The sequence below is a fragment of the Terribacillus halophilus genome (assembly GCF_900162685.1).
Classification (GTDB): Bacteria; Bacillota; Bacilli; order Bacillales; family Amphibacillaceae; genus Terribacillus; species Terribacillus halophilus_A.
Genome location: NZ_LT727828.1, coordinates 1214625 through 1231827 on the forward strand (window position 1 = coordinate 1214625; position 17203 = coordinate 1231827).

Below are 17203 nucleotides of genomic sequence, written 5' to 3' on the forward strand. Positions count from 1 at the left end.
TTTTCTAATGAAATTTCAAAAAGAAGGGTTTATTGATTTTTCAGGAAAGAAGGGAATGTCGTTTATGAATTTAACGCCAGAGAACATAAAATAACAGCACAAAATATTGAAATATACTAAAGTGAGTATGTTGAAACGGATGTCGAAATAGGGTGTCCTTTTCCTATTTAATTAGGAAAAAGGTAGTATTTTTCTTTTCTTGTCTGCTACAAAAAGAATTTTTCCAAAAAAGATGCTATAGTATATATTGTTCATATGTATGAAACAGATTGATAAAGGGAGCAGGAAAATGCTATATCAACAGGAAATACATAAGCACTTTCTAAACAATATTGATCGATTGGTAGAAGAGTGGTATTCAGCTGCCGATAAATCCAATGGTGTGTATGCAATGGATAATCCGGAAGCAATAGCAAGATTAAAAGAGCAGAACCGCGGATTTCATGTACAATTTTGTGAAGTGCTAAATCCTCAACGTAATATTTCATGTGATGCTTTTGAGAATTGGATTATTTCCATCGTAGAGGATGAACGGCATTTGGACACGCCAATAGAAACAATTATTGGAGAGTTCCACCGCAATCAAGAAATCTATCTGAATGTGCTTCGCGATTTTTGTAAAGAAATGAATGTGGATGCACAAACAGCGCTCGATTATTATAAAAAGATTACGGATTCATTTAATGAAGTGATTGTTTGGTTCATCCGTGAATATGACAGACAATCTGAATTCAAATTAAAAGCGCAGCGGGACTTAATCCTGGAGTTAAGCACACCTGTCATATCCCTTACATCTACCGTAGCACTATTACCGCTTGTCGGAGAAATTGATACAAACCGCGCGCGCTATATGATAGATAATGTCCTACATAGCTGTTCAAAGCTGGCAGTCGATTATTTGTTTATCGATATGTCGGGAGTTGTTGTAATCGATACAATGGTCGCGCAACGTATATTTTCGATTATTGAGGCACTAAAACTTCTTGGTGTGGAGACAATTATTTGTGGTATGCGCCCTGAAATTGCGCAAACATCCACACAGCTAGGCATTCCATTTGGCAGTATAAAAACGACAAATTCTTTGAAAGATGCTGTGGAGAAAATCTTGTTTTAACAGAATATAAAGAGTAACAGAGAGAGCTGTAATAGCTCTCTTTTTTTTGGGGAAGTATAACGCTGTTGAGATAAGTCGGCTTTCATCTATGGTTGAGTGAGGTGAAAGCACTAAAATAAGTCAGTATATCACTCATACTATCTATTGGAGGGATTGCAGATGGGTAAAACAGCAATCATTACAGGCGCGGGAAGCGGATTAGGACAAGCAACAGCAGTTCGTCTTGCGGAAGAAGGCGTCAATATCGCTGTCGTCGATGTAAGTGAAAAAGGGGCAAACGAAACAGTTGATCTGGTAAAGAAAGCTGGAGCAGATGCTATATTCATTCAAGCAGATGTTTCTAAAGAAGCAGAAGTGAAAAATTATGTTGATAAGACGCTAGAATATTTCGGTTCTATTGACTACTTCTTTAACAATGCTGGTATTTCTGGAAGCGGGAAGTATTTCCTTGAATCAGAAGTTTCTGAAATCGAACGTATCGTAGCCATCAACTTGCTTGGGGCGCTTTATGGTGTTCGTTATGTAGCAGACGTGATGATGAAAAATGGCGGTGGTTCTATCGTGAACACATCTTCGAGTGCAGGAGTCATTGGTCAAGATTCAGTTGTCGCTTATGCGGCGACAAAACATGCCATCGTTGGTATGACAAAAAGCTTGGTAGCAGAGTATGCAAAAGACGGATTGCGTGTAAATGCAATTGCACCAGGACCTACTGAAACAAAAATGGTAGCTGAGTTTTATGCAGCTAATCCGCAAATGAAAGAAAATGCAACTGGCGGTATTCCGCAGAAGCGCCTAGGAACACCAGAAGAGGTAGCGGAACTTGTTACATTCTTGCTTATATCTAAAGCACAGTACATCAATGGCGAAGTCATCCGCATTGATGGCGGTTTTACGAATACGAAGTAAGTTTTAAAGAAACGCTGTCTCACTTTTAAAGGGGGCAGCTTTTTTGCATATATGGATTTACAGGATGACTATTTTATTCCATTATTGGTAGTTAAATTAAAATGGACATAATGCAGAAATGGATGGTATTTAAGATTACATTTATGTATACAAAAAAACTCCGGAAATGCCTGATGGCAATCCGGAGTTTTCCAAGCAATTAACGGGAGTAGAACTCAACGATAAGTGCTTCATTGATTTCAGCAGGAAGTTCAGAACGCTCAGGGTAACGAGAGTAAGTTCCTTCCAAGCTGTTGTTATCGAATGTCACGTAATCTGGTACGAAGTTGTTCGCTTCAACAGATGTAGTGATGATATCAAGTTTACGGGATTTCTCACGAACACCGATAACTTGACCAGGTTTTACGCGGTAAGATGGGATATCTACGCGCTTACCGTCTACTTCGATGTGGCCGTGGCCAACGATCTGACGAGCTTGTCTGCGAGTACGAGCCAAGCCAAGACGGTATACTAGGTTATCAAGACGAGATTCAAGAAGTGTCATGAAGTTCTCACCATGAATACCTTTCATTTTACCAGCTTCCTCGAATGCACGACGGAATTGGCGTTCGTTCATGTTGTACATGTAACGAAGTTTTTGTTTCTCTGCTTGCTGCAAGCCGTATTCGGATTGCTTTCTGCGTTGGTTTGGACCGTGCTGACCTGGTGGGTAAGGGCGTTTGTCAAGCTCTTTACCTGTTCCGCTTAGGGAGATGCCAAGACGACGGGATTTTTTCCATAATGGACCTGTATAACGTGCCATGGATAAATTCCACCTTTATTATTTTATTTGCATAAAATAAAAACAGAGAGTGTTCTCGAGTCACTTGCTGATTATGTTTTCATGTACCATCGCTCCGACAGCAGAGAGTTACACGATACACCTTCTGAAACAAGGAGAAACGGAAATCCGTCTCGGTTTGCGCCTTGCCAAGAAAGGAACAAAATCAGTCAAATGGGAGTTCACGTAGGCCGCCATTTATTTTACACAAAGAGTATTATAAGCTTTTTAGTCGTAAGAAGTCAAGACTAATATAAAAAGTAGAAGAAGTACAACGATTGATAAGTAATAAGGACTACGTTTATCGTTGAGAAATAAGTCTATTATCTTATATAATAGAATAAAACTACCAAAATGTAGGTGAGATTATATGGAGCGGATAATTGATAACAAACTTGATCAAGCAAAACTATATTTCTACCAGCTCCTTGTCTCGGGAGAAAGCTATACATACAGGGAGATTCTTGCGCTTGCAACAGAAAGATTAAAAAACCTTCTACAGGCAGAAAGCGTGGCTCTCTACATATATGATTGCTGGCAGAAGCAATTAGAGCGCGTTAGCTATGCTGGACCGACGCAAAGTGGGTTTTATTTATCCGTTAATTTTCCATTTTCGTCTCCTTGCATGCCAGACCAACTAAGAGAGTTCCCGCATGCCTTAGACAAAGTGCTGCCGCTGCAAGAACCCGAAGAACCTGCAATTGGATATATATACATTGGCAATGCTGCCGATCAACTGCTTTATAATCGAGAACTGCCCATAGAGATAGGCAAATTCGTTTCTCATCTTACGAGGGTGCAGGAGTTAAAAGGAAATGAGCAGCACATTAACCAATTATACGAAGCGACGACTAACTTGCATGCTTCCATTGATATGCACGATGTCTTGACTGTACTTATTAACACGCTGCAGCAAAGCTATCCGCAGTTTGCATACGCCTTACTGCTTGCACAGGATTACCACGGAGACACAAATTTACCTATAAAAAACCTGGTATATGACTATTCGGTACATGAGGTTAGTGCGAAAGCTTATATGACCGGAGAGGTACAAGTGGATCGAAGTGCAGATGGACAAGTAATCAATCGCTATGTACCGCTGCATGGCAAGCAGGGTATCTATGGCGTACTGCATGTTTCGATGCCGGCACTTGTCACCTATACAACAGCGGATGATAGTTTTATTACAAAGCTTGCGGATTCTGCGGGAAATGCATTGGAGAATGCGAGATTGTATCAGCACTCCAAGAAACTGATTAGCGATTTACAGCTTATCAATGAGACCTCAAAAAATATAAATGCGAATTTACGTCTTTCCGATACAATTACGTTAATGCATGAGCAAATTCATGAAACGTTTGGCGGGGAGGAAATCGGGTTTGTTCTATATAAAGGAGAGCAGGAAGCTGGTACCGTGTTAGACGGCAGTACGGGATTTTTCTTTGATCAAGCTTCTGCGCCTTTCCTTAATTTTATTGCACGTCTTTATCGAAATGAATCCAAAGAAGCCATGTTTGTCAGTAACTTCCCTGAGCGCTATCCAGATATTAACCTTCCTTATCGCTCGCTGCTTGTCATACCGATGGTAGGGTCGGAGCAGCTGCAAGGCGTCGCGCTTGTGCTGCATCGCAACCCAAGTTTCTTTACTTTCGAATCTTTCCGGTTAATTGAGTCTCTTGTCCAGCATTCTTCTTTGTCGATCGTCAATTCGATGCTGCAGGAGAAGCTGGAACGATTAGTCATAACAGATTATTTAACCAATCTTTGTTCGCGCAGCTATTTGGATGATCGGATGCGGACGCACATCCAAGAGGATGATCAGGGAGGATTTATCTTAATTGATGTGGATGATTTTAAGAAAGTAAATGATACATACGGCCACAATACTGGCGACTATCTCTTAATTCAAGTGGCAAATCTACTGAAGGATTTGCTTGGACCTAATGATGTGGCCGCCAGATGGGGCGGAGAAGAGCTGGCAGTTTACATGCCGCACGCTACTTTTGATCAGACCATTAAGAAAGCTGAAGAAATCGTGCAAAATGTAGCAAGCTCAACCCGTCCGGCAGTTACCGTTTCTTGTGGTATATCTACGTGGACAGCGGAAGCACGTCCGGAAGTGCACCAGCTGTTTTCTCAAGCTGATTATAAGTTGTATGATGCGAAGCGTTTAGGTAAAAACAGGTATTGTGTATAAAGAAAGGCAGCCTTCCGTGTTGGGAGGCTGCCTTTTTTTTATTTTTGTAAGTGCTTGACGAGTACAGCAACGAATTTCTCAAGATAGTTCTGATCCGTTTCGTCAAAGCGAGCTTTGGATGGACTGTCAATATCCAGTACGCCGTAAGATTTGCCGTCAACTACAATCGGTACAACAATTTCAGACTGACTGGCTGCATCACATGCGATATGGCCTGGGAATTGGTTTACATCTTCTACAAGCTGTGTTTTGTTTTCAGCGACTGCTGTTCCGCACACGCCTTTTCCGATTTTAATGCGTACACAAGCTGGAAGCCCTTGGAATGGGCCGAGAATTAATTCTTCCCCTTTATGAAGATAAAACCCAACCCAGTTTACATCATCTAGAAACTGATTAAGAAGTGCAGAAGCATTTGCCAAGTGAGAGATTTCATCCTCTTCTCCTGTTAGCAATGCGTCAAGCTGTTTTACAAGTAATTCATAATCCTTTTCACGGGAACCGCTATAGGCTGAAGTTTCAAACATATTTTTATTTCCCCCATACAATTATTTTCGATCATTCGACAGATAGTGCGATATTTGACGAGTGAAAGATGCAGGAATGCACCTGGCACTGTCGTATACAACAGGAAAGGAGCTGAAAAGATTGAAAAAAAATGACACGAAACAGAAAGTGATGGACGCCGCTTGTCAATTGTTCTACACAAAAGGCTACCATGGGACATCCGTCCGCGATATTGCGGGAAAAGCTTCGGTCAATGTCTCCTTAATTAACTATTATTACAAAAGTAAGCAAGGTCTTCTGGAAGCATCTGTCGTGTTGTATTACGAAGACTATCTGGCTTATCTGGATCAAGTTAGGCCTGCTCAGCAGGATAACGCCAGTATCTATCTGAAACGATTAATTGAAGCAATTATACAATATAAGCTCACTCGCAATCAATTCTCTGCTTTTATCCAGCGCGAACTTATGCTGGATTCCATCTTTGTCCGAGAGATGGCTGTAACGTACCTGGCAAAAGAGACACATCTGCTAAAACAAGCGTTCAGGGACTATTTGGAGATGTATGGCATACGAGAACGAGAAGGTGTTTACCTCTATATGCAACTCTCAGGTATGCTGGCAGCTCCATTTACAATGAGTAAAGAGATGAAAGGTGTGTTGGTCACAGAGGAATCGCGCACCTATTTCTGCTCGATGTATACGTCGAGCATTCACCATTGGCTTGATACATTGGCGACCGTCTCCTCCAGTCGTTTGCAGGCAGTCTCAGCCAATTAGGAGCACGTACAAGGGAATAGGTGGAAATTACCTGAGAAATTTGAAAAAATTTAGCCAAATTTGTCCTTTACATGGTATCATTGTAGTATTAAAAAGATAACGACTAATAGGGTATTACTCCTTTTTCCCGAGTATTGGTTAGGAGGCTGGACATTGCCGTACATCATCGGAGGAATTATAGTAATCATCGCCCTTATTATCCTGGGGCTGATTATGAGAAAGCGGGTTTATGATGAAGTGGATCGGCTCGAGAGCTGGAAACTGGACATTACAAACCGCAATGTGTCAGAAGAATTAGCAAAAGTGAAAGCGTTGAACCTATCTGGGGAGACGCAGGAAAAATTTGAATCGTGGAAGGAACGCTGGGATCATATCGTAACAAAAGAGCTTCCAGATACAGAAGAGGCTCTTTTTGATGCGGAAGAAGGGGCGGACCGTTACCGTTTCAAGAAAGCGAGACAGCATCTGCAGCAAGTACAGGATATCCTTAACCAGGTAGAAGAGAAGATTGAAGCGATGTTTCGTGAGCTTGATCAACTGCTTGCTTCTGAAGAAGAAGCTCGGAAACAGGCGGAGGAACTGCAGCCGATACTGCAAGGGCTAAAACGAACCATTTCGCAGCATCGTCATCAATTTGGTAAAGCGGATGTGCGCTTTGAAGCGGCTATTGCGGAGCAGAGTGCACAGCTGGCTGCTTATCATGCCCTTATTGAATCTGGAAACTACTTTGAAGCCAATCAGCTTATTATGGATGTGAAGGAAAAGACAGAAGTGCTAGCAGCAGAGATTGATGCGTTCCCTACAGCCTATAAGCAGGTGAAACAAGATTTGCCGGCACAAATCTCTGACCTTCTAGGAGGAATCCGGGAAATGAAACAAGATGGATACCGCATCCATCATCTTGGGTTTGAAGACGAGCTGAAGAGAGAAAATGAACGGCTTGGACACTTGATTAAACAGCTGGAATCCGGAGACGCTGAGGAGACAAAATTGGTTATCCCTGCTTTAGAAAGCCGGATTAAAGAAATGTATCAACTGCTGGAAAATGAAGCTGTAGCGAAGAACTATGTTGATTCGAAGTTCGATCAGTATGTCCAAACGGTCGAAAAGAAGGCAGAAGCATTTCTAGAAACAAAAGAAGAAGTTGATTTGCTTCGGGAATCTTATTTCTTTACAGACAATGATGTTGAATTCCATGTGAAACTTGAATCTAAGATTTCCAGGCTGGCTCATCAGCTTGATAACTTACAGAGAGAAGTTGACGATGACCAGTTTTCACATGCGAAATTGAAAGAAGAGTTAGAAGCAGGATTCCGGGAACTTAGTGCAATTGAAGAAGAGCATGAAGTCATCCGAGAGAAGATAAAGACGCTTCGCAAAGATGAATTAGATGCAAAAGAGAAGATTGCGGATATGCGTCAGAAGCTATACGATGTGAATCGGAAGCTGCAAAAGAGCAATATTCCTGGTGTTCCTCAGGAAGTTTGGAAAATGGTAGAAGAAAGCCAAGAGAAAACTTCTCGGGCAATGGAAATACTTGATGGGCATCCGCTTGATATGGCGGAAGTCAGTACGACCTTGCAGCAAGCAGAAGAAATAAGCAATGCAAGTGTTGAAAAAATTGAAAATCTGCTGGAACAGGCTTATTTGGCAGAAGTAGTAATCCAATATTCCAACCGTTACCGAAGTCAATATCCGATGCTGGCGGCTGAAATGCTGGAAGCGGAGAAATTATTCCGGGAATATCAATATGAGCAGGCTTTGGAGCGTGCGGCGCGTGCCTTGCAAGATATAGAACCGAAAGCATTGGAACGCTTGGAAAAACATATCAAGGTTCCCAGCTGATAAATAAAGCAATCCCTTGTCACAAACGAGGGATTGCTTTATTTTAGTAAAAGACAGTTTTGAATCAGAGGAGAGATGGATGATGATTTACTTTGATAATAGTGCGACCACGAGACCGCATCGTGACGCGCTGTCTAGTTATACAGAAGCAGCGCAGACGTATTTCGCTAATCCGTCTTCTCTTCATCGTATGGGCGGCAAAGCAGAGCAGCTGTTGACTGCATGCCGCAAACAGGCGGCACAACTGCTGCATGTTGGAGAAAATGAGATTATTTTCACCTCAGGCGGTACGGAGGGAAATAATCTGGCGATAAAAGGAACAGCATACCGAAAGAAAAGGATTGGGAATCACATCATTACGACAACCGTCGAGCATCCTTCCGTTCTGGAAACATGTGCGGAACTAGAAAAACAAGGCTTTCAGGTGACGTATGTGGATGTTGATAAATATGGGTATGTAGCAGTCGATAACATTAAGGCTGCGATTACAGAAGATACAATACTTGTAAGTGTTATGCACGTAAACAATGAGATCGGTACGATTCAGCCGATTCAAACAATCGGAAAGATGCTGACAGAATTCCCGAATATCACGTTTCATGTGGATTATGTCCAAGGAGCAGGAAAGGTTGAGCTGGATTTAAAGAAAAGCCACATCCATCTTTGTACACTTTCTGCGCATAAGTTTCATGGCATGAAAGGAAGCGGCATTCTCTATAAAGACAAAGATGTATTTATTGCGCCGCAGCTAACCGGAGGAGGACAAGAACAGGAATTGCGTTCCGGAACTGAAAATGTACCGGGAATAACAGCGATGGTAAAGGCTTTCCGTATGGCGATGGAGAACTTACAGAATCAGCCTGCTCGTTTATTTGAGTTGCGGGAAAAGCTATGGGAAGGGCTTGCGAATATGAAAGGTGTTATCCTCCATTCTCCACCGGCTGGTGCACCGCATATTCTTAATTTTTCCGTACCTGGATTAAAGCCAGAGGTGCTTGTCCACGCACTTGGGGAAAAAGATATTTATGTTTCAACTAAATCGGCTTGTTCTTCTAAAAACAGTGATGCCAGTGCTGTACTGCTGGCTTGCAGTGTTCCCGTTGCACAGGCAGAATCAGCAATTCGTGTTAGTTTCTCTTATGACAACACGATGGAAGAAGTAGAATATTTCCTTGTAGTGCTGGAAGAAGCACTAACACAACTAAAGAAAGTGATGAGATAAACAGATGCAGTATGATCATATATTAATACGTTATGGAGAAATGGCACTGAAAGGAAAGAATCGGAAGCATTTCACCAGACAGCTGGAACATAATGTGAAAGACCAAATCAGGTCCTATCGAAAAGCCAAAGTGGAGCGTACGCGGGACCGTATGTATATTCATTTGCACGGAGAAGATCATGAACCTATCGTTGAAGCGTGCCGCCACATTTTCGGTATTCACAGCTTTAGTTTGGCAATACGGACAGCAAATGAAGAACAGGCGATCAAACAAGCTGCGCTTCAGCTGCTGCTCGACAACCCGGCAGGCACGTCTTTTAAAATATCTTGCCGCCGGACGAATAAGAAATTCCCAATCGACTCCCAAGAAATGAATCAGCGTATCGGCGCTTATGTTTTGCAGAACAGTGAAGGTTATCCTGTTGACGTTCGTAAGCCTGGTGTAGATATTATGGTTGAGATACGCGAACAAGCAACATATGTGACAGGACAAAAGATAAAAGGGCCGGGCGGATTACCAGCCGGAAGCTCAGGTAAGACACTATTGATGCTCTCTGGTGGGATAGACAGCCCTGTGGCAGGATACTTGGCCATGAAACGCGGAGTAGAAATCGAAGCTATTCATTTTCATTCTCCTCCTTATACAAATGAACGGGCGAAGCAGAAAGTAATTGACTTAGCCCAAACACTTTCTAAATTCGGAGCGAAAGTGAAAATTCATGTTGTACCGTTTACCGATTTGCAGGTGAAAGTACATCAAGAAATTCCTTTTGGATACAGTATGACGGTCATGCGTCGTATGATGCTCAAAATCAGTGAGCGGATTGCTGAACAAAACGGTATCTTGTCCCTAACATCTGGAGAAAGTCTTGGGCAAGTTGCCAGTCAGACGATGGAAAGCATGCATACCATTAACGAAGTAACCAATTATCCGATTTTGCGACCGCTCATTACAATGGATAAGTCCGAAATCATCGATATTGCAAAGCAAATAGACACGTATGACATATCCACGCGCCCATACGATGACTGTTGCACTGTTTTTGTACCAGATTCACCGAAAACGAAACCGCGACGTGAGAAAGTGCATTTGTATGAAGGTACAATTGATTTCTCCACAGAAATTGAAAAAGCTGTTAAAGGAACGGAAATCATTACGGCCGTTCCTGAGTTGGAAGAAAAAGCACCATTCGCTGATTTGTTGTAAGAACTTCCCATTAAATTAATCCGTATGTTACCTCCCTCATCAGCACATGCTACATGTACAAGGAGGTGACATCAAATGGCTAACAACAACTCAAGCAACCAGCTAGTAGTACCTCAAGCACAACAAGCTCTAGATCAAATGAAGTATGAAATTGCACAAGAATTCGGTGTGCAGCTTGGCGGAAGCGAAACTTCTCGTGCCAACGGATCTGTTGGAGGAGAAATCACAAAACGTCTTGTACGTACTGCACAAGAGCAATTAAACAGATAATTTCATAAGTATGGCACAAAAGGGGGCAGCGTTAGCTGCTCCTTTTTCCGTGTAAAAACAATGATGCTGACCCATGCTATATGTAGGGGAGGGCTGGACATGTGGATGGCTATTATAATTAGCGCAATTATTTTATTGGTTCTTCTGATCGTCGCTTTATCAGCAAATGTCATGCTACATATTTTTTACGAAGAGAAACGGTGGCGTATCAAAGTAAGTATAGTCGGAGTAGTTGTCTATAAAAAGCGATTTACCCAGCACAAACCTATTCAAACTACACCGGGAGAGGAACTAAAAGCTACACTTGACACAATGACAGCAGATCTGCGCAAACTCAGGCACTCTTTTCCTTATCTTCTGCAAATAACTAGGACAGCTGAACTGCATCAATTACGCTGGCATACAACGATTGGTACTGGGGATGCTGCAGCTGCCGGCACTTTATCAGGAGTTATCTGGACGTTAAAAGGAATTGCTCAACAACTCATCTCGCAAAACATACAGGTCACAAAACCTTTTGATATTCAGGTGAATCCGGTGTTTCATGCTGCTGTCTTCGATAGTAACTTTCAATGCATAGTGTCTATTCGTACTGGGAAAGCTATGCAAGCTATTATATCCAATGTCAGGAGATAGGAGGCTTACTATGGGAGACCATCCAATTCAAGGGTTAATGAAAACCGCAATGGAAAACCTGAAAGAAATGATTGATGTCAATACAATAGTAGGCGATCCGGTAGAAACACCGGATGGCAGTATTATTTTAACTGTGTCACGTGTTGGTTTCGGTTTTGCAGCTGGAGGCAGTGAGTTTGAAGGAAGCAATTCCCAAGGAAAAAGTGAAAAAAATGAACTTCCTTTTGGCGGGGGAAGTGGTGGCGGTGTCTCCATAACGCCGATAGCTTTCTTAATTGTAGGTCATAAAGGCGTAAAAATGATTCATCTTGATGAACAGACTCACCTTTATGAAAAACTAATTGAGGCGGCTCCTGCAGCAGTAGAGAAAATCCAAGAAATGCTGAAGCAAAATCCAAAGCAAAAGAAGCAGCAAAAGCCCCAACGCTTTGATGATGAGACCGTATATTGAGAAAAAGCCACCTGTTGGTGGTTTTTTTGGTTTATAATCCAGCATTATTCCGCTATAATTTAGAGAAATGAGCTTGAAGCGGGAAAGCGGAAAGAGAGAAGGTTATACTTGAAACAAAAGATAAAGTTGCGGACACAAATGACCGCACTCGTTTTCGTTGTCGTCATACTTGCTGTCACGACGACATTTATTATGATCGGAATTGAGACAAGCCGGAATATCAAGTCCCAAGAACGGGCGCAAGTGCTGCAAACGGCCAAGCTGATGGCAGTTGATCCGTCCGTAGTCGAAGCGGCAGATGAACAAGATTCAGAGACACTTCAGCAGTTTACACAACAAGCAATGCGAATCACGGACGCCGATTTTGTCGTTGTCATGAATATGGATGGAATTCGTTTAAGTCATCCAGACCCAGATAAAATAGGGGAGCCCTTCGTCGGAGGAGATGAAAAATCAGCTCTGGCAGGGGAGGAATCCGTCTCAAAGGCAGAAGGAACGCTAGGATTAAGTCTTCGCGCCTTTTCACCGATTTATAACGAGCAAGGGGAACAAGTTGGAGTTGTAGCTGTCGGAATTACCATGAATGAGTTGAATGAGATTATTCGCAGCAACCGTATTCCATTGTATTTAGCGACAGTTTTAAGTCTCTTGATCGGACTTATTGGAGCCGTGCTGCTTGCGAGGAAAGTCAAACAGATTATGCACGGCATGGAGCCAGATGAAATTGCTGCGCTTCTTAGCGAGCGTATTGCCATGCTCGAATCCATTAAAGATGGTATGGTAGCTGTTGACACAAAAGGTAAGATTCAGATGGTCAATAAAGAAGGAAAAAGATTGCTGGAAGAGATGGGAATAAAAGGGGAGCTGAAAGGCCGGCAAGTGGATGATGTGCTGCCTGTCACAAAGCTTCATCAAGTTATTGCTTGGAACAAGCCGTTAATTGGTCGCCAAGTGGAGCATAACGGTCTGACGCTAGTAATGAACGAAATTCCAATCCAGCTCAAAGGCAATACAGCAGGTGCTATCGCAACATTTGTTGATCGGACAGAATACAACCATCTAAATGAAAAACTCACAGACACAATGCTGTATGCGGATGCCCTACGTGCCCAGACACATGACTTTATGAATAAACTGCATGTAATTCTTGGGCTTTTAGAGCTGGAAGATTATGATCAGCTCGGGCGTTATGTGAAAAATGTTGCCGGTAAAGAACGATCTGCTACAATTGCGATGATTCACTATTTGAAGAACCCTATCTTAGCTGGTTTTCTATTAGGGAAGAAAAGCTATATGGCGGAGAATGGCGTGCAGCTTGAAGTAGATTGCAACGATACAATTCCAAATACTTCGGAAAAAACAAATCAAATGCTAATCACGATTTTAGGTAATTTGATGAATAATGCCGTAGACGCAGTCGAACAGCAGCCGGAAAAACGTGTACAACTTTCAATTAAGTTTGCTGATGGGCAACTGTTTCTTGAACTGACCGATACAGGAAAAGGGATTAGTCAAGAACAGCAAGAATCGATTTTTAAACAAGGTGTTTCAACCAAGGGGAGTGACCGTGGTTTCGGTCTTTATCAAGTGGAAGACTACGTGCAGAAGTTGGGCGGCTATCTTGTTCTGACAAGTGAACTAGGTGAAGGAACGACGTTTAGTCTCCAGCTGCCGTATGATATACAGGAGGATGCAATAAATGATTAAAGTACTCATCGTAGAAGATGACCCGATGGTTAGTGAATTAAATAAACGTTATGTGAAACAAATGAGCGGATTTGCTGCGGTAGGTGCTGTTCAAAATTATAAGGACGCGCTTGATTTTATCCAGCAGAATGATGTAGACTTGCTGCTTTTGGACGTTTATATGAAAGGCAAGAACGGAATTGAATTACTAAAAGAAACACGCAAACGGGACTATGAAGTGGACGCAATTATCATTTCTGCTGCCAGTGAGAAACCAATGATCCGGGAAGCGCTGCAGTACGGAGCTGTAGACTACCTGATTAAACCATTTGAATTTGATCGGTTCCAGCATGCATTAAGCGGCTATCGCAAGCGCCAGCTTATTTTCAGCAACAAAGAAGAAATGACCCAGCAAGAACTGGATAATCAGCTTCTGCTGCTGCCGGAACAAGAACAGATGATGCAGCTGCCAAAAGGACTCACAAGAAGTACACTGAAGGTAGTGTGGAACAGCATTCTCACTTTCCGTTACAATTTTTTCACAACAGAAGATATTGCTAACGAAACGGAAATGTCTCAAGTATCTGTGCGGAAATATTTAAAGTTCTTGGAAGATGTGCAGCTGCTGGAAGTGGAAATGCACTACGGCAGTATAGGACGCCCAGTATTCAAGTATCGCGTCAATGCCAATACATCTCATCATATCAGCCAATATATCTAAGAAGAAGCCTGCGAGCAGGCTTCTTTTTTTGCGTTTTTCACTGTTAAAAGCACAAATTCTGCTAGTATCCTCCGTATTTTATGAAAAATAGTGAAAGGGTTTCCATAATGAAGCTGTTCTGAATTCCAATATATATACTATAAATTTATCTTTAACTTATCCGGTCATATCAAGGATTTTTGGATAATAACCGCCTAATTAGTAAATAATCTAATAATTAATTCACCCTGCTTTTTATAATTACAAAAGTTACATTACATTTAGTTTAGTTAAATAATAACACAGGTAAATTAGGTTAAATTAGAATAGTCGTATCTACTTAGAGGGGGCAATACAATGGAAATGAAATCGCATACAGGCGATAACCATACTCATGACAACAAGCCAAAAGGCTTTAAAAAAGTCATGGATTGGAAAGTCGGTGTTATACCGCTTCCTGTGTATATAGTTTTAGCTATTATTGTACTTATTGCTGCATACACAAATCAATTACCTACTGACATGATCGGCGGCTTTGCTGTCATCATGGTAATCGGAGTGCTGCTAGGGGATGTTGGGCAGAAAATTCCGTATTTCAACAGTATTGGAGGACCAGCGATTCTATCGTTGTTCGTTCCGTCTGTACTTGTGTTTTACAACACATTAAGCTCAACAACATTGGAAGCTGTCGATCAGCTAATGACTTCAAGCGGATCAAACTTCCTTTATTTCTACATCGCATGTCTTGTTGTAGGTAGTATTCTTGGAATGAACCGGACAGTCCTTATTCAAGGATTCATCCGCATGTTCATCCCATTGGTAACAGGAACGATTGCTGCAGTAACAGTTGGTACCCTAGTTGGTATGCTGTTCGGTTACAGTGCACATCATGCTTTCTTTTATATCGTTGTACCAATCATTGCTGGTGGTATCGGTGAAGGTATCCTTCCATTATCAGCAGGTTATGCAGGTATCCTTGGCGGAGGCGCTGGAGAATTTGTTTCTCAGCTTATCCCTGCTGCAATCATCGGTAACGTTTGTGCGATCATTATCGCTGGTTTGATGAAAAAGCTTGGTGAAAAACGTCCGGAACTTGCTGGACATGACAAACTTGTTCGCTCTGATAAAGGTGATAAAGTGTTGGAAGCTGCAAAACAGAACACAAATAAATCAATTGATTTCAGCTTGATGGGAGCAGGTCTCCTTGTTGCAATGAGTTTGTTCGTTCTTGGACGAGTAGTAGAACATTGGATTCATGTATTCGCTGGATTTACTTTATCCGGAGCAATCATCATGATTATTGCTGCTACAATTATTAAATCCGGTAATTTACTTCCTGAGAAACTGCAAACTGGTGCGCAGCAGCTATACAAATTTGTATCAACTGCCTTCACATGGCCGCTAATGGTTGGCTTGGGAATTGTCTTTATTCCACTTGAGGATGTAGCAAGCGTATTCACAATCGGCTTTGCTGTAACATGTATGTCTGTTGTTATTGCAATGGCTACAACAGGTTACTTTGTCGGTAAATTGATGAAGATGTACCCCGTTGAGTCTTGTATCGTAACAGCTTGTCACAGTGGACTAGGCGGAACAGGTGACGTTGCGATCCTATCTGCATCTGGTCGTATGGCTTTAATGCCGTTCGCACAGATCTCCACGCGTCTTGGTGGTGCTGCAACAGTTATCGGTGCAACAGCATTGATGCATTTCTTCTCTTAAAAAGATCAAAAAGCTCAGCTTCGGCTGGGCTTTTTGCATGCATAAATGGCTGTTCTCGCTTCTGCCTGCAGCATTTGATACAATAAGACAGATGTAGAGGAATGGAGGAACTTGAACGTGGAACAACAAAATGTCGAAAAAGTGTACCAGGCACTTGACCAGATGGCTGAGTCACTGGAATCACGTGAAAACATAGCTTATCTTGATGCACTAGGTGCAGCAATGGAATATATAATAGATCGCGAAACGGAGCTTACAGACCAGCCGCTAGTAAAGCAGCAGCTGGATAAACATGCTGCCATTTTCGATAAACAGGGTTATAAGAAAGAAGAAGTTCGAAAAGGAATCCAGCTCGCAATCTTGAAAGGCATGAAAGGGGCAACACAGCAGCAGCATATGCTCACACCTGACACTGTTGCCATGCTAATCGGGTACTTGACGAATAAACTAGTTGGAAAAAATGATAATATTCGTTTATTTGATCCAGCAGTTGGTACAGGTAATTTGCTCACAGCTGTACTCAACCAAGTAGAAAAAGACATACAAGCATACGGCAGTGATGTGGATCCAACTTTGATTCAGCTTGCGGTTATGAGTGCGAATATGCAGGAAAGACAGATCGAATTTTTCCATCAAGACAGCTTACGTCCGTTTTTGCTGGAGCCAGTTGAACTTGTTGTAAGTGATTTGCCGGTAGGGTATTACCCAGATGATGTCCAGGCTGCTCAATTTGAATTGAAGGCAGAAGAAGGACATTCGTATTCTCACCATTTATTCATCGAGCAAAGCCTGCATTACACGAAAGAAGGCGGCTACCTGCTCTTTGTCGTTCCGAATTTCTTATTTGAAAGTGACCAGGCGCGCTCCCTGCACGCATTCCTTCAGGAGCATGCACATATTGTCGGATTGCTGCAGTTCCCTGATAGCATGTTCAAGAACGAATCGCAAGCGAAAAGCGTTTTGATTTTGCAGAAGAAGGGGACGCTAACAACAGCGCCAAAGCAAGCGCTACTCGTGCAGCTGCCTTCGTTTAAAAATCCAAATGCCATGTCCAATGTCCTGAAGCAGATCAATGATTGGTTCGATAGCGAGTTATCTGGTTTAAAAAACTAAAAAAATTAACGAAATTCCAAACAAGTTCTC

16 protein-coding genes are annotated in these 17203 nt (G+C 42.2%); 14 read left to right on the forward strand and 2 right to left on the reverse strand.

Features of this window, described 5'->3' with window-relative positions; genetic code table 11:
- The first annotated feature begins 289 nt into the window (after positions 1 to 289).
- Positions 290 to 1114, forward strand: a complete 825-nt coding sequence (locus B1K52_RS10620; RefSeq protein ID WP_179106529.1) for an STAS domain-containing protein — start codon at positions 290 to 292, stop codon at positions 1112 to 1114.
- 159 nt (positions 1115 to 1273) lie between these two features.
- The gene (locus B1K52_RS10625) at positions 1274 to 2023 is read left to right on the forward strand and encodes an SDR family NAD(P)-dependent oxidoreductase (RefSeq protein ID WP_077308027.1); all 750 of its coding nucleotides are present in this window, start codon (positions 1274 to 1276) and stop codon (positions 2021 to 2023) included.
- A 199-nt stretch (positions 2024 to 2222) separates the two neighbouring features.
- Here B1K52_RS10625 and rpsD read toward each other — a convergent pair whose 3' ends face one another.
- Positions 2223 to 2825: a 30S ribosomal protein S4 gene (gene rpsD, locus B1K52_RS10630; protein WP_077308029.1), complete on the reverse strand. Its 603-nt coding sequence runs from the start codon at positions 2823 to 2825 to the stop codon at positions 2223 to 2225.
- A gap of 388 nt (positions 2826 to 3213) precedes the next feature.
- On the opposite strand from rpsD, the gene B1K52_RS10635 reads away from it, so the two are divergent.
- Positions 3214 to 5040, forward strand: a complete 1827-nt coding sequence (locus B1K52_RS10635; protein ID WP_077308031.1) for a sensor domain-containing diguanylate cyclase — start codon at positions 3214 to 3216, stop codon at positions 5038 to 5040.
- Between the two features lie 38 nt (positions 5041 to 5078).
- On the opposite strand, the gene B1K52_RS10640 is transcribed toward B1K52_RS10635, so the two are convergent.
- Positions 5079 to 5564: a GAF domain-containing protein gene (locus B1K52_RS10640; protein ID WP_077308033.1), complete on the reverse strand. Its 486-nt coding sequence runs from the start codon at positions 5562 to 5564 to the stop codon at positions 5079 to 5081.
- Positions 5565 to 5685: 121 nt separating this feature from the next.
- On the opposite strand from B1K52_RS10640, the gene refZ reads away from it, so the two are divergent.
- From refZ to B1K52_RS10695, 11 genes are all read left to right on the forward strand, one after another.
- Positions 5686 to 6321, forward strand: coding sequence for a forespore capture DNA-binding protein RefZ (refZ, locus tag B1K52_RS10645; RefSeq protein WP_077308035.1), 636 nt, complete (start codon positions 5686 to 5688; stop codon positions 6319 to 6321).
- A gap of 153 nt (positions 6322 to 6474) precedes the next feature.
- Complete coding sequence (gene ezrA / locus B1K52_RS10650; RefSeq protein ID WP_077308037.1) at positions 6475 to 8166, forward strand: septation ring formation regulator EzrA; 1692 nt, start codon at positions 6475 to 6477, stop codon at positions 8164 to 8166.
- Between the two features lie 82 nt (positions 8167 to 8248).
- Entirely contained in the window at positions 8249 to 9388 is a 1140-nt protein-coding gene (locus B1K52_RS10655) for a cysteine desulfurase family protein (protein WP_077308039.1), read from the forward strand.
- A gap of 4 nt (positions 9389 to 9392) precedes the next feature.
- Positions 9393 to 10595 (forward strand): tRNA uracil 4-sulfurtransferase ThiI, encoded by a 1203-nt coding sequence (gene thiI / locus B1K52_RS10660; RefSeq protein WP_077308041.1) that lies wholly within the window; start codon positions 9393 to 9395, stop codon positions 10593 to 10595.
- Positions 10596 to 10670: 75 nt separating this feature from the next.
- Positions 10671 to 10865 (forward strand): alpha/beta-type small acid-soluble spore protein, encoded by a 195-nt coding sequence (locus B1K52_RS10665; RefSeq protein ID WP_077308043.1) that lies wholly within the window; start codon positions 10671 to 10673, stop codon positions 10863 to 10865.
- Between the two features lie 99 nt (positions 10866 to 10964).
- Positions 10965 to 11501 (forward strand): DUF2953 domain-containing protein, encoded by a 537-nt coding sequence (locus B1K52_RS10670; protein ID WP_179106530.1) that lies wholly within the window; start codon positions 10965 to 10967, stop codon positions 11499 to 11501.
- A 10-nt stretch (positions 11502 to 11511) separates the two neighbouring features.
- Entirely contained in the window at positions 11512 to 11952 is a 441-nt protein-coding gene (gene ytfJ / locus B1K52_RS10675) for a GerW family sporulation protein (protein ID WP_077308047.1), read from the forward strand.
- 108 nt (positions 11953 to 12060) lie between these two features.
- Entirely contained in the window at positions 12061 to 13659 is a 1599-nt protein-coding gene (gene dcuS, locus B1K52_RS10680) for a DcuS/MalK family sensor histidine kinase (RefSeq protein WP_077308049.1), read from the forward strand.
- A complete protein-coding gene (locus B1K52_RS10685; RefSeq protein WP_077308051.1) occupies positions 13652 to 14359 on the forward strand; it encodes a response regulator in 708 nt (235 codons plus the stop codon). Before dcuS ends, B1K52_RS10685 begins: the two co-directional genes overlap by 8 nt.
- A 342-nt stretch (positions 14360 to 14701) precedes the next feature.
- Positions 14702 to 16060 (forward strand): 2-hydroxycarboxylate transporter family protein, encoded by a 1359-nt coding sequence (locus tag B1K52_RS10690; protein WP_306278151.1) that lies wholly within the window; start codon positions 14702 to 14704, stop codon positions 16058 to 16060.
- A gap of 117 nt (positions 16061 to 16177) precedes the next feature.
- Positions 16178 to 17173 (forward strand): class I SAM-dependent methyltransferase, encoded by a 996-nt coding sequence (locus B1K52_RS10695; protein WP_077308055.1) that lies wholly within the window; start codon positions 16178 to 16180, stop codon positions 17171 to 17173.
- Positions 17174 to 17203: the final 30 nt, after the last annotated feature.